At 71.1% G+C, this 14,710-nt stretch carries 6 protein-coding genes; 3 read left to right on the top strand and 3 right to left on the bottom strand.

The features are described from left to right. Window positions 1-29 precede the first annotated feature (29 nt). Window positions 30-2,588: an MMPL family transporter gene (locus tag ACQPXG_RS44595; RefSeq protein ID WP_433465185.1), complete on the top strand. Its 2,559-nt coding sequence runs from the start codon at window positions 30-32 to the stop codon at window positions 2,586-2,588. A gap of 25 nt (window positions 2,589-2,613) precedes the next feature. Here the strand turns inward: ACQPXG_RS44595 and aac(3) are convergent, their stop codons facing one another. The 3 genes from aac(3) to ACQPXG_RS44580 are packed head-to-tail and all read right to left on the bottom strand — an operon-like array spanning window position 2,614 to window position 6,480. After that, complete coding sequence (gene aac(3), locus ACQPXG_RS44590) at window positions 2,614-3,459, bottom strand: aminoglycoside 3-N-acetyltransferase (RefSeq protein WP_433465184.1); 846 nt, start codon at window positions 3,457-3,459, stop codon at window positions 2,614-2,616. 19 nt (window positions 3,460-3,478) lie between these two features. Continuing rightward, window positions 3,479-4,708: a glycosyltransferase gene (locus ACQPXG_RS44585; RefSeq protein ID WP_433465183.1), complete on the bottom strand. Its 1,230-nt coding sequence runs from the start codon at window positions 4,706-4,708 to the stop codon at window positions 3,479-3,481. Between the two features lie 8 nt (window positions 4,709-4,716). Further along, on the bottom strand, window positions 4,717-6,480 hold the full coding sequence (locus tag ACQPXG_RS44580) for a DHA2 family efflux MFS transporter permease subunit (protein ID WP_433465182.1): 1,764 nt from the start codon (window positions 6,478-6,480) through the stop codon (window positions 4,717-4,719). A gap of 358 nt (window positions 6,481-6,838) precedes the next feature. Here ACQPXG_RS44580 and ACQPXG_RS44575 point away from each other — a divergent pair, with 358 nt between their 5' ends. Together ACQPXG_RS44575 and ccrA are read left to right on the top strand one after the other, a co-directional pair. Further along, window positions 6,839-13,303, top strand: a complete 6,465-nt coding sequence (locus ACQPXG_RS44575) for an SDR family NAD(P)-dependent oxidoreductase (protein ID WP_433465181.1) — start codon at window positions 6,839-6,841, stop codon at window positions 13,301-13,303. A gap of 40 nt (window positions 13,304-13,343) precedes the next feature. Then, window positions 13,344-14,678 (top strand): crotonyl-CoA carboxylase/reductase, encoded by a 1,335-nt coding sequence (gene ccrA / locus ACQPXG_RS44570; protein ID WP_433465180.1) that lies wholly within the window; start codon window positions 13,344-13,346, stop codon window positions 14,676-14,678. Window positions 14,679-14,710 lie beyond the last annotated feature (32 nt).

The following is a 14,710-nucleotide window of genomic DNA, read 5'->3' as shown; positions in this document are numbered from 1 at the left end:
CCAGGAGGCCGTGGCGAAACAGGAGGATCATGCTTTCGGGGCTGGGGCGTCTCATCCACCGGCGACGCTGGACCAGCCTTGTCCTGATCCTGGTCATGACCGTGGTCGCGGGCGCCTGGGGACTGGGCGTGTTCTCCAAGTTCAAGGAGGGCGGCTTCGAGGACCCGGACGCGTCGTCGACACTCGTCGCCAAGCTGGGCGCGACCTACTTCGGCAGCACCAACCCCGACGTTCTCGTTCTCTATACGAGCGACACCCTGACGGTGGACGACCCGCGCTACGAGTCCGCTGTCGTCACGACCATCGCGCGCCTGCCCAAGGACCAGGTCGAGGAGATCATCTCGTACTGGTCGTTCGACGGTAAGGCCGCGCACTCGTTCGCGTCCCACGACCGGCGCTCCACGTTCGTCGCGATAAAACTGCGCGGCAAGGACGGTGCGGCCCAGATAGAGAACTACCACGCCATCAAGGACCGCCTGGCGGTGCCAGGGCTGCGCGTCCAGTACGGCGGCAACATTCCGCTGGGTGAGGAGTTCGGCAAGCAGGTCGTCACCGACATCGTCCGTGCGGAGACCATCACCGCGCTGCCCCTGCTCATCTTGCTCGTCATCCTGTTCGGTGCCTTGACGGCGTCGTTCCTGCCGATGGCCGTGGCCGCGTTCTCGATGATCGGCGGACTGGCCGTCCTCCATGTGGTGACGTATGCCGCCGATGTGACGTCGTTCGCCCTAGAGGTCGTCACCATGATGGGTGTCGGTCTCGCGATCGACTACTCGCTCTTCATCATCAGCCGCTTCCGGGAAGAGCTACAGCGCGGCATGGCCGCGCAAGGACTGCCCCAGGGCAAACCGTGGAAAGGGGAAGCCGACAAGGCTGCGCGCAAGGCCGCGAAGAACGCGCACAGGACGGCGCTCAAGCCCGTTCGTGAGGCGGCTCTGGCCGCGACCATGGCGACCGCGGGCCGCACCATCATGGTCAGCGGCATCACCGTATCGGCCGCTCTCGCCGGGCTTCTTCTGTTCCCGCAGATGTTCCTCAGGACGATCGGGCTCGCCGGAATAGCCACCGTCATGGTGGCCGTGTTCGGAGCCACGGTCTTGTTGCCGACTCTCCTGGCGCTCCTAGGGCCGCGCGTCGAATTCGGACGGATGCCGTGGCGGCGTCCCACATCCAAGCGCGCGCAGCGAGACCCGGACAGCGGCTTCTGGTACAGGCTCGGCCACAGCGTGATGAAGCATCCGCTGCCGTACTTCGCCGTCGTGCTCGTCATCCTTGCCGTGATGTTCGGGCCGTTCCTGAACGTCCAGTTCGGCAGCGTGGACGCCCGCGTCCTGCCCAAGGACAGCCCGACGCGCGCCGTGGTCGAGACGGTCAAGAAGGACTTCCCCAACGGGTCCGCCGAACCCATCGACGTCGTCGTGTCGGGCGACCTCATCCCGCGCGACTGGACGCCCTCGGGAAAGGGCGATCCCATCCCGCCCTACCTGGAACAGTTCAGGAAGCGCCTGGCAGCCCTCCCAGGTGTCACCGAAGCCCAGTACACGGGCTATTCGGGTTCCTATGGGGGCGTGCGCATCTCCGTCACGCACAAGTACGAGCCGATGGACCAGCACGCCCAGGACCTCGTCACGAAGATCCGCGGGATGAGCCTGTCCAAGGACGGCTACCCGATGCACATCGACGTCGGCGGCAGCACGGCCGCGCAGATGGACCTGATGTCGAGCCTGATGAAGTCCCTGCCCAAGATGGCGCTCGTCGTCGGGATCGCCACGTTCATCCTGCTGTTCATGTTCTTCGGGTCGATCGTCCTGCCGTTGAAGGCGATCGTCATGAACGTCCTGTCGATCGGCGCCTCGTTCGGCGCGATCGTGTGGGGCTTCCAGTACGGGCACCTCGCCGGGCTGCTGGACTTCACTCCGACCGGCGGCGTCGAGGCCACGAGCATGATCCTCATCCTGGCGGTCGTGTTCGGCCTGTCCATGGACTACGAGGTCTTCCTGCTCAGCCGCATCCGCGAGGAATGGGACCTCACCCACGACAACCGTGTCGCCGTCGCGTCCGGCATGCAGCACACGGGCGGCATCATCACCAGCGCCGCGCTGCTGTTCCTCCTGGTCATCGCCGCTTTCAGCATGGCGGGAATCACGGTCGTGAAGCTGATCGGCGTCGGCATGTTCGTCGCGGTCGTCGTGGACGCCGCGCTCGTCCGCTCCCTCCTCGTCCCGGCCACGATGCGCTTCATGGGCGCGGCCAACTGGTGGCTCCCGGGCTTCCTCGCGGGCCTGCACGCCCGCATGGACCTCCGCGAACGCGCCGTCCTGGCGCCGTCAGGCGGCGCCGTGGCCCCACCCCGCCTTCCGGACGAGCAACCCTTCCCCTACGCCCTCCACTGGGAAGAGGCGGGCACCACGAGGTCGCAGGCCAGGCCCGCCTCCCAGGCGAACGCGGTCGAGCAGGCGCCGTGGGCGCCGTGGGCGGACGGTCCGCCGCGACCGAGGCCGCCGCTCGCCTCGCACACGAGGCGAGTGGTCGTCCCCAACCCGGACGGTTCAGGGTGGCACTGGGGCGAAGAGGACAGCCCCGCCTGACGCGGTCATGGCCTCTGCCGGCCGGTCACGCGAGCTTGCTCTCGATCCAGTCGACGCCGAAGTCCACCACGTCGGACGCCTCGAACAGGTGGCTCGTGGCGGCGCCGACCTTCCCCTGCCGTCCATGCCCGGCATCGATCATGTCGCGGGTGATGGCCTCGAAGGGGTCCTGCCCCTCCGGCACGACCGGGCTGTAGTCGAAAGCGCCGTCCTCGGAGTCGATGTCGTGAAAATGCCGCCAGACGCGGTCGCCGTTCACGGTGATGGGTTGTTCGTAGTCGACGAATCGCTTCCCCGGCGCCTTGGCGAGTGCCTCCGCGTGGTGCAGGAGGGTGAGGGTGTCCAACGGCGCCCCCAGCAGAAGGACCCGGCCGCCCATGGCGGTGAGACGGGCAAGGGGGCTGCCGGGACCGTGCGGGTCGTCCCAGGGGTGGTCGTCCATCAGGGAGTGCGCCGCCGGACCGAGGGCGGCGAAGCTGGCGTCGGGGTGGCGGCTGCGTACCGCGCCCGGCCGCCGTCGCAGCGCCTCGGGCAGCCGGCCGTTGTCGTGGTCGCCCTCACTGAGCCGCGGATCGAAGGCGGGATGCTCGGCGCGCACGGCGGCCTGCCATTCCGCGGGCCAGTCGCCGAAGTCGTAGGGCAGGGCGTCGTTCCAGCCGCAGGTGACCATCAGGGTGCCGCTGTCGCCGACGGTGTCCCGCAGCGCATCAATGACCGTCTGAGGGCCGCCGGCGACGTATCCCAGCGACGACATCCGGGTGTGGAACATCACGATGTCCCCGCCGGCCAGGCCGAGCCCGGACAGGCCGCGGACGAGTCCGCGGCGGGTGACCGGCCCGTCGGAGCGTTCGAGGAGGTCGAGCTCATCCATGATCGAAAGGTATGCGCATTCAGGGGAGCGAGTCGATGATCCGCAGCGCATTCCGCACGCCGTCCTCGTCCCGGATGAGCCACCCTAGTTCGCCCGCCCGGTCGGCCATCGCCTGATCCCGGACGGCCCGCCGGATCTTCCGGGCGAGCCGGGGCACCGTCATCGCCCGGAACGGCAACGGGGCGGGCCCCGCGCCCAGCGCCGCGACCCGCTCGCCCCAGTACGGCTGGTCACCGAAGAACGGGCACACCACCGTCGGCACCCCGGCCCGCAGCCCGGCCGCGGTCGTGCCGGCGCCCCCGTGATGCACGACGGCCGCCATTCGCGGGAACAGCCACGAATGCGGGACGTCCTGGACGGCGAAGACACGGTCGTCCGAACTCGCCGGGTCACCCTGGACAACGCCGCGGACGCCCGCGAGCTTCAGTGCCGCCCGCACGACCATCCCGGTCATCTCGGCGTCCTTCGGCACCATGCTTCCGAACCCGACGTACACCGGTGCGGGGCCTGCCGCCAGAAACTCCGCGAGCTCCCCGGGAGGCCGCCAATCAGGCTCATCGAGAAACCAGTAACCGGTCATGTTCACATTGGCGGCCCAATCCCGGGGCCTCGGAACGACCGCCGGACTGAAGCACGCCAGTACCGGGCCACCGGCCGCCCGCTCGCCCCGCAACGGCAGCCTCCGCAGCCCCAGCGACTCCTCCCGCCAGGGGTTGATGAAAGGGCGGGACAACTGCCACGCGATCTGATCGATCGCGCGGAAGCTGGCCCGATTCGCCCACGGACCGAGCAGCCGCGCCTGCGGAACGAACGGATGCGGAAACGCGCCGGTCGGCTCGCTCGGCTGAAAATGAATCAGCGCCCAGGGAACGCCGAGGTGCTCACCAATGTGCCGGGGAAGGAAACCGAGGGTGGGCCCGATGATCAGATCGGCGCCCTTGCAGGCGTCGGAACATTCCGCCAATAGCCGTTCGGCCATCGGCCCGATTATCCGCCGGAACCCGCCAAGGAACTTCACCGGATTCCGGCCGCCGGCCAGCAACTCCTGCCCGGCATCCGATTCGAGTATCTCCGCCGGATCCGCCGTCAGCGGCGCGAGTTCCAGCCCCGCCGCCGCGGCCATCGGCGAGTACCGCGCACTCGCCACCAGCCGCACATCGTCGCCCCGCGCCCGCAGCGCCCGTCCGAGCGCGACGCAGGGCTGTATGTCCCCCCGCGACCCCGCCGCGAAGATCACGATTCGGCTCACGTCGTCTCCTACCAGGCGTCGTTGCGGGGGGCGGTGTGGGGCTCCTCCGCCGAACGTTCCTCCGGAACATAGGGCTCGTACCACCCGTCCGGAGGCGCGGGCCGCTCCAGCTCGCCATCGACGTCGTCATCTGCCTTGGGGGGTGCCGGGGGTGTGGACGGGGGAGCCGGCCAGAGGGTCGGCAGGGACTCCGCTGGGCCGGTGGTCCAGGTGGCGGCGTCCTCGGGCGGCTTGGGGTCGGTGTCGGTCCACCAGTGCGGGCCCGGGGTGGAGGTCGGCATGGGGTCGTCCTCCCAGGTGAGGGGGAGCGGGAAGGGCTCGTTGAGCGGTGCGGCGCCGGTCACGGTGGCCGGTGCGGCGAGGGCCGGGACGGGGTCGCGGGGCGCCGCGGCAGGGCCCGGGCGGCGTGCCGGCTCCTCGGTGACGAGAGGGGACGACCTGCCGTGCTTCGGGCCCATCCAGCCGCGCCGGCTGGGCAGGGTGAAGCCGCTGATCAGGCCGCCGATGAGGACGAGGGCGGCGCCGAGGACGAGGCCGGAGGCGGTGCCGCCGCGGAACGTCTCCAGTTCCGCGGCGCTCGCGCCCTCGCCCGGGACGTGGTGGATGAGGAGGCCGAGGATCGCGATGCCGAACGCGCCCGAGGCTTCGCGGATCACGTTGATGATGCCGCTCGCGACGCCCGCCTGGTCTTCCGGGACGGCCTTCAGGACGTACATGACGAGCGGCATGCCCATCGCGGCGCCGACACCGACGATGAGGACGCCGGGCATGAGGTCGGCGTACTGGTCGCCCTGCTGGATGGTGGAGAACAGGAACATGCCGAAGGCCATCAGGGCGAGACCGCCGCCGATCGCCGGACGGGGGCCGAGTTTGGCGGCCAGCCAGAACGCGACCGGCGTCATCACCATGATGGCGATCGACGGGGGCAGCATCACCAGGCCCGCCTTGGGGGGCGAGAAGCCGAGGAAGCGCTGCAGGAACGTCGCCGAGTAGAAGATCATCCCGTTGAAGCCGATGCCGTAGAGCATCTGGGAGAGCAGCCCGCCCGCGAACACCCGGTTGCGGAAGAACCGGAGGTTGATCATCGGGTCCGGGGCCCAGCTCTCCACCAGGACGAAGCAGGTCAGCGCGATGGCGGCCAGCACGAACACGCTGATCACGGACGGGTCGGCCCAGCCGTGCTTGTTCCCCGACTCCAGCCCGTAGGTGAACGCGAACAGCATGGTGGCGGAGATGAGCACGCCCGGCAGGTCGACGCGGGCGTCGCGGTTGTCGCCCTTGCCGGTGAGGACGACGAGGCCGAGCAGGACGACCAGGACGCCCGGCACGATGTTGATCAGGAAGATCCAGCCCCAGTCCCACTGCTGGACGATGAACCCGCCGATGGTGGGGCCGAGGGCGGTGGCGCTGGAGGCGGCGCCGACCCAGACGATCGTGCCGAGGGAACGCTGCTTGTCGGTGCGTCCGACGGTGACCATGACCTGCGTCGCGGGCAGCGCGAGGGCCGCGCCGGCGCCCTGCGCGACGCGGGCGAGGATGAGGGTCGCGGAGTCGGGGGCGAGACCGCAGACGGCGGACGCGGCGGTGAAGACGACCATCCCGGACACGAAGGTGACGCGGCAGCCGTAGACGTCGGTGAGCCGCCCGCCCGCGACCATCAGGCAGGAGAACATCAGGATGTAGCCGGTCGCGACCCAGTCCTTGGCGGAGTTGGACATGCCGAGGTCGCTCATGATGGTGGGCAGCGCGTTCGCGACCACCGTGTTGTCCATGGTGATCATGAATGCGCTGACGGCCACCACCGCCAGCGCCCATCGGTATCGGCCGCGGGTCAACAGTCCGTGCGGCGTGAACTCCCGCACCGCCCGCGGGAAATCCGCCGCTTCCCCCTAATAACAGTCGTCGCTATTGTTACTATTGGTTCGCATCTCGTTACTCAGCCCTGACTCCGGGCCGGGGTACACCGACTATCCCATCACGCCACATTGGCTACTGCAGAGTCTTGTCATCACCGTGACAAGACGTGTGCGAGAAAAGTGGTCTGGATGCGCATCGTGAGCAGGTCGGCGTAAGACAAAGTGGTCCCTCCGCTCGATGAACGATCCCGGTTTCATGGGGGGAACCCACCGCATGCAGAGCAACGATCGTTCCGGGGCCGCGCGGGAGAACGCGCAGGACGAGACTCGGATCAGCGAGGATTCGATCCGCCGGCACCTGATCGAGCAGATCGCGCGCCGCTCCGGTTCCGCCGCCGCCGGGATCGACCCCGACCGGCCGCTGGAGGAGTTCGGGCTGGCCTCCCGGGACGCGGTCGCGATCGCCGGCGAGCTCGAGCAGATGCTGGGACGGGCCCTCCCGGCCACCCTCGTCTGGGAGCACCCGACGATCAACAAGCTCTCCGTGGCGCTGACGCGCGGGGACGGCCCGGCCGAGGCACCGCCGGAACCGGTCGTGAAGCAGGCCGCGCACGACGAGCCGATCGCCGTCGTCGGCATCGGGCTCCGCTTTCCCGGCGGCGACCGCGACCTGACCGGTCCCGCCGGCTACTGGCGATTCCTGACCGGACGCGGCGACGCGATCCGCGAAGTGCCGGACGGCCGCTGGGCCCCGTTCGACGACGGTTCCCCAGAGGTCGCCGACCTCCTCGACAAGACGACGAGGCTCGGCGGTTTCCTGGACGACATCGCCGAGTTCGACGCGCAGTTCTTCGGCATCACCCCGCGTGAGGCCGCGGTGATGGATCCGCAGCAGCGGCTCGTCCTCGAAGTGGCGTGGGAGGCGTTCGAGCACGCGGGCATCGGCCCGGCGTCGCTGCGCGGCAGCCGCACCGGCGTCTTCGTCGGCGTGTCCGCGCCGGAGTACGCCGCGTTCACCGCGGCCGACCTGGCGTCCCTCGAACCGTTCACCGCGACGGGCGCGTCGCTCAGCATCATCGCGAACCGGCTGTCGTACCTGCTCGACCTGCGCGGGCCCAGCATGATCGTCGACACCGCGTGCTCGTCGTCGCTGGTCTCCACCCACCTCGCCGTCCAGGCGCTGCGCGCCGGTGAGGCCGACGTGGCGCTGGCCGGCGGCGTGAACCTGCTGCTGTCGCCGACCGTCACCATGACGTTCGACCTTGCCGGCGGGACGGCGGCGGACGGGCGCTGCAAGGCGTTCGACGCGTCCGCCGACGGCATGGTCCGCGCGGAGGGCTGCGGCGCCGTCGTCCTGAAGCGCCTGCCGGACGCGATACGCGACGGCGACCGGGTGCTCGCCGTCATCCGCGGTTCGGGCGTCAACTCCGACGGGCGGTCGAACGGCCTCGTCGCCCCCAACTCCGACGCGCAGCGCGCCCTCCTGCGGGACGTGTACGCGACCGCGGGCATCGCCACGCGAGAGGTCGACTACGTCGAAGCCCACGGGACGGGGACGTTCCTCGGCGACCCGATCGAAGCCAAGGCGGTCGGCGAGATCCTCGGTGCGGGACGCGAACCCGAGGATCCGCTACTGCTCGGCTCCGCGAAGTCCAATCTCGGGCACATGGAGTCTGCGGCGGGCATGGCCGGGCTCATCAAGAGCGTCCTCGCGCTGCATCACAAAGTCATCCCGCCCAGCGCGCACTACAAGGAACCCAACCCGCACATCCCCTTCGATGAACTGCGCCTAGCAGTTGTCGCGGAGGAGACACCGTGGCCTGATCGGGGCCATCCCGCGCGTGCCGGCGTGTCCGGGTTCGGTTTCGGTGGGACGAACGCACACGTCCTTTTGGAAGAGGCTCCTGCGCAGGACATGACCGCCCATCCGGCCGTCGTCCGGACGTTCCCGCTGTCCGACACCAGCGACGACCGCGTCCGCGACCACGCGGCCCTCCTGGCCGGCTGGCTGCCGGCTCAGGACGAAAAGCTCGCCGACGTCGCACGGACCCTGCACCGGCGTGCCGGCCGTGGGCGAGCCCGCGCCGCCGTCGCCGCCAGGGACCGTGCAGGTCTCATCGACGGACTCGTGGCCCTCGCCGAGGGGCGCCCCCACCCCGGCGTAGTGACGGGCACGGCGCTCGGCGCTCCCGGGCGTCCCGTGTGGGTCTTCTCCGGCTACGGGGCACAGCGCGCGGGCATGGCACGGCGCCTCCTGGAGGAGGAGCCCGCGTTCGCCGAGGCCATCGACGACCTGGACGGACTGTTCGCCGAGGAGGGCGGCCCCGGCCTGTGGGCGCTCCTCGAAGAGGGCCGCAAGCCGGACGGCCCGGCCGACACGATGCCGGTGCTGTTCGCCGTCCAGATCGGCCTCGCCCGCACGTGGAAGGCGTACGGCGTCACGCCCGGCGCGGTGATCGGGCACTCGATGGGCGAGGTCGCGGCGGCCGTCGTCGCCGGCGCGCTCACCCTGGAGGACGGCGTCCGCGTCATCTGCCGCCGGTCCCGCCTGCTGACGCGGCTGGTCGGCGGTGGCGCCATGGCCGTCGTCGGCGCGTCCGCCGACGAGGTCGCGCGCCTGTCGGACGGCCTCCCCGAGGTGTACGCGGCCGTCCACTCCTCGCCGAAGCAGACCGTCGTCACCGGCGACGCCGGCCAGGTCGCCGAGATCGTCGAGCGCGCCGAGGGCGAGGGCCGCCTTGCCCGGATGGTCCAGGCCGAGGGCGCGGGCCACTCCCCCCAGGTCGACCCGCTCCTCCCCGACCTGCGCGAACTCCTCGCCGAGGTCGGTGCCGACCGCGGCGTCCCGCTCGCCGACGGCATCAGGCTCTACACGACGGCCCTCGACGACCCCCGGGCCCTCCTCGATGCCGAGCCGGATCTGGGCGTCGCGTACTGGGCCGCGAACCTGCGGAACGCGGTGCGGCTCACGGACGCCGTGGCGGCCGCCGCCGAAGACGGGTTCCGCACGTTCGTCGAGGTCAACGCGCACCCGATCCTCGCCCACGCCATCGGCGAGACCCTCGACGGGACGGGCGCGCTCGTCACCCACACGCTGAAGCGGGCGCCGAAGGGCCAGGAGACCGACGACACGCTGACGTTCCACGCGCAGCTCGCCACCCTCGCCGCGCACGGCCACGCGACCGCCGCGCCCGCCGACGGGCGGATCATCGACGTCCCGCAGTCGCCGTGGCGCCACGAACGCCACTGGGTGGACGCGCGGGCGCGCACGGCGGCCAAGCGCGACGAGCATCCGCTGCTCGGCGCGCATGTGGAACTGCCGGGTGAGGACCGCCACGCCTGGCGCGTGGACGTGGGCCTCACGGCACAGCCGTGGCTGGGCGGCCTGACCGTCCACGGCCTGCCCGCGCTGCCGGTCGCGGCGTTCGCGGAGATGGCGGTCGCCGCCGGGGCGACCGTGCTGGGCACCGAGGACGTCCGCGTCAACAGCCTGTGGATGGAGCAGCCGCTCGCCCCCGCCGGCCACACGACGGTGACCACGACGTTCACCGAGGCGGAGGAGCGGGTGGAGGTCCACGGCCTGACGCCGGCGGGCGCGTGGGTGCGGCTCGCCAGCGCGGACGTCGGCGTGGACCATCGCGCCCCCGCCGCACCTGGGCCCGGCGCCGCCACCGAGGTCGCCGCGGCCGAACGCGGCAGCCGCCACTACCGCCTGCACCCCGAGGTGTTCGACCGCTGCCTTTCCGTCCTGTCGGACGAGGCGGCGGCCGGCGACGGCGGCGTCTGGCTCGCCGAGACGATCGGAAGCCTCCGCGTGTACGGACCGACCCATCGCGGCGGCCACGTCCAGGCGAAGGTCGTGCGGGACGAGGACGGCGTGACGGGCTCTGTCACGCTCCTAGCGGCGGACGGCCAGATCCTCGCCGAAGCAACCGGCATCGTGCTCCGCAAAGTCGAACGTCACGACGTCCCCGTCCCTCTTACCGACAAACTCGTCGAACTCGTCTGGGACGAGACCCCTCTCCACAACATCGCGGCCGAAGATCCCTCGGGGGAGCCCTGGCTCGTGCTCTCCGAGGAGGGCGACGCGCTCGCCGCCGCCACGGCCGCCGAGCTTGAGCGGCGCGGGAAGAGGGTCGTCCGGCACCGAGTGATGGACCGGCCGCCGGATGAGCACCCCACCATGGACGAGCCGGTCGAGGGCGTTGTGCTCGTGCCGTCGGCCGACCTCGTCGATGAGGAACTCGTCCTCACCGTCGCAGGTGTGAGCCGTTCACTCCCGGACGGGCCCCGCTTCTACGTGGCGACCCGCGCCGCCGTGCCGCTCGAAGGGGAGGGTCTGCCGGGCCACGGCTTCGTCAGCGCGCTCACACGTGTGCTTGCCTTCGAACGGACCGTCCAGCGCGCCACGCATGTGGATGTCGACCGTCCAGCGGATCTCGTCGCCGAACTCCTCAGCAACGACGACGCGCGAGAGGTCGCGTGGCGTGGCGGCAAGCGGCACGTGGCGCGGCTCGCGCAGGCCGTGCTGCCCGAGTCGGAGGCGAAGAGGAAGCGGATCGTCCGGCGTGGCGGGGCGTATGTGATCACCGGCGGGTACGGCGGGATCGGGCTGGTCACCGCACGGCTGCTGGCCGAACGAGGAGCCGGGCGGATCGTCCTGTCCGGGCGCGGCGGTCCGGACGCCGACGCCGAGAAGGTGATCGCCCGGCTCCGCGAGGACGGCGTGGACGTCGGCGTCGTGCTCGGCGACATCGCCCGTCCCGGCACCGCCGAGCGGCTCGTCAGGGTCGCGCAGGAGGGCGGCACCAGGCTGTGCGGCGTGGTGCACGGCGCCGGCGCGATCGACGACCGGCTGATCGCCGACCTCGGGCCGGACGATCTCCACAGGGTGTGGACGGCGAAGGTCGAGGGCGCGCGGCGGCTCAGCGAGGCCACCTGGGACTCCGATCTCGACTGGCTCGTCATGCACTCGTCGGCCGCCGCGCTGCTCGGCTCGCCCGGCCAGGCCGCCTACGCAGCCGCGAACGCCGCGGTCGACGCGCTGATGGCGTACCGGCGCGCGAACGGGCGCCCCGGGACCAGCATCAACTGGGGCACCTGGTCACAGGTCGGCGGAGCCACCGGAACGTCGGTCACCGTCATCGACCCGCTCAGCCCGGCGGAGGGCGCCGAGGCGCTCGAAGCGCTGCTCGTCCACGACATGCCGGCGACGGGCGTGCTGCGCTTCGACCCGGCCACGGCGGTCGGGCTGTTCCCCGAGATCCGGAACATGCCGTACTTCGCCGCGCTGACCGAGGCCGCGGACGAGCGGCGGGACGACACCGGCTGGCCGGGCGTGGAGGCGCTCGCGGACCTCGACCCGGCGACCGCCAGGAAGATGATCGGCGCGCAGGTCAGGCACCGGATAGCGGCCGTCCTCGGGTTCGACCCGCAGCGCCTCGACCCGGCCGTCCCGCTCACCGACCTCGGCCTCGACTCGCTCGTCGCCGTGCGGATCAAGAGCGGCGTCGAGCACGACCTCGGGTTGACCGTCCCGGCGTCCGTCCTGCTCCAGGGTGCCAGCGTGAACGCGTTCGAGGAGTGGGCGGCCGGCGAGCTCGGCCTGGCGGACGCCTCCGCACCCGCGGCGGTTTCGAATGCCGAGTCCGGATATGTCATGCCGCGCGATGCCGCCGAGCGCCTCGCCGTCCGCATCTTCGAGGACGTCCTGGGTCTCGACCGCGTCGGTGTCACCGCCGACTTCTTCGCGGACCTCGGCGGGCAGGAGCACCAGGCCGACCGGATCGTCGCCACGGTCGCGCGGGAACTGGGCGAGGTCACCCGGGGCGAGCTGTTCGAGGTGCCGACGGCGGAGAACGTCGCCGAGTTCATCCGGGCGGCCGGCGAGGAGGCGGCGCGGCGGACCGTCCGCCCGCTGAAACCGTCCGGGGACCGGCGGCCGATCTTCATCGCGCATCCGGCCGGCGGCACCACGGCCTGCTACCGCCGGCTGATCGACCTGCTCGGCGACGACCAGCCGGTGTACGGGCTGGAGCGGTTCGAGGACGCGCCGTCCGTCGAGGAGCGCGCCGCCCGGTACGTCCGGCATCTGGTGGAGGAGCAGCCCGCGGGCGCGTTCCGGCTCGGCGGCTGGTCGTTCGGCGGCGTCCTCGCCTACGAGACCGCCCGGCAGCTGGCGGCGGCCGGACGCGAGGTCGAGTTCGTCGCGCTGTTCGACGCCGGCCTCCCGCTCGCGGTGGACGACGAGTCCGACACCCTCGCCCGCCGCTTCTCCGCGTTCGCCGACTACATCAACGAGACGTACGGCCTGGACGTCACCCTCACCTACGAGGAGCTGTCCGGGCTGGACGAGCAATCGCAGTTCGCGCTGGTCATGGAAAGGGCCGCCCCGCTCGTGGACCACATCCCCCCGGCGGCCCTCACCCACCAGCTGACGTCCCACCAGGACACCCGTTCCCTGGAGGCGTACCGGCCCGAGCCGTACGGCGGACGAGTCATCCTCTACCACGCGCCCGAGGAGACCCCCTGGGCCGTCCGGGATGCCCGCTACGCGCTTGACGGGACCAACGGCTTCGGCGCTCTCTGCTCCGACCTGGAGATCGTCACGATCCCCGGCGCACACCACCTCAACCTGCTCGATCCACCCGGTGTGGAGGTCCTCGCCGCGCACCTGGAGGCCCGGTTGTCGGGACGGCGGGAGCGCGACGCCGTCCCCACGCTCGACGCGGCCCGCTGACGGCCGCCCCCCGAACCCCGTCGTTCCACGGAGGACACCCATGGCCCACCCCGGCTCGTCCAACGCCCTGCTCGACGCCGTACGCTCCGGCGCGAGCGGCCCCGAGCTGCAGGACATCGACCTGCCGACCCGTTTCCGCGCCGCGTTCACCCGCAAGGACGAGGTCGGCATCTTCGAGGGTCAGGCCGACAAGGACGTGCGGCGCTCGATGCACGTCGGCGAGGTCGAGATGCCCGAGCTGGCCCCCGACGAGTGCGTGGTCGCGGTGATGTCCGCCGCGATCAACTTCAACACCGTCTGGTCGGCGATCTTCGAGCCGATCCCGACGTTCGCGTTCCTGGAGAAGTTCGGCCGGCAGGGCTGGCACGGCGCGCGGCACGACCTGCCGTACCACATCCTCGGTTCGGACGGCGCGGGCGTCGTCGTCCGCACCGGCAGCGGCGTGAAGAGCTGGAAGGCCGGCGACAAGGTCGTCCTCTCCCCGTCCTACGTGGACGAGGAGGACCACGGCTCCTACGACGACGGCATGATGTCGGAGACCCAGCTCGCGTGGGGTTTCGAGACGAACTTCGGGTCGCTCGGCGAGTACTGCATCGTGAAGGCGAACCAGCTGATCCGCAAGCCCGCGCACCTGACGTGGGAGGAGGCCGGCTCCACCACGCTCTGCGCCGCGACCGCCTACCGGATGCTCGTCGGTCCCCACGGTGCCCGGATGAAGCAGGGGGACGTCGTCCTGATCTGGGGCGCGACCGGCGGGCTCGGCTCGTTCGCGACGCAGCTCGTCAGGAACGGCGGCGGCATCCCGGTCGCCGTCGTCTCGTCGGAGGAGAAGGCGGAGATCGTCCGGGCCCAGGGCTGCGAGCACGTCATCAACCGCAACGAGCTGGACCTCGGTGAGCAGGGCCTCCGGCACCCCAAGGCCGGGCGGATGCTGGGCGAGGCGATCCGCCGGCTCGCCGGCGAGGACCCCGGCATCGTTTTCGAGTACCTCGGCCGCGAGACGTTCGGCGCGTCGGTCTACGTCGCCAAGCGCGGCGGCAAGATCGTCACCTGCGGCTCGTCCACCGGCTACAAGCACGAGTACGACAACCGGTTCCTGTGGATGCGGCTGAAGAGCATCATCGGCTCGCACGGCTTCAACTACCACGAGGCCGTCGAGATCAACCGGCTGATCGGCCTCGGCATGATCCACCCGACGCTGTCGAGGGTCTTCCCGCTGGACGAGGCCGGGGACGCCACCCGCGCCGTCCAGACGAACCAGCACATCGGCAAGGTCGCCGTCCTCTGCGGCGCCACCGGGGAGGGCCAGGGCGTGGACGACCCGGCCCTGCGCGAGAAGATCGGCGAGGAGAGGTTCAACCTCTACCGCCGCTGACGTTCCGCTCCGCTGACGGGCCCTGGACCTCC

It is taken from the genome of Spirillospora sp. CA-128828, from assembly GCF_050945415.1.
Taxonomy (GTDB): domain Bacteria; phylum Actinomycetota; class Actinomycetes; order Streptosporangiales; family Streptosporangiaceae; genus Spirillospora.
This window is presented reverse-complemented; position numbering and strand designations above follow the sequence as displayed.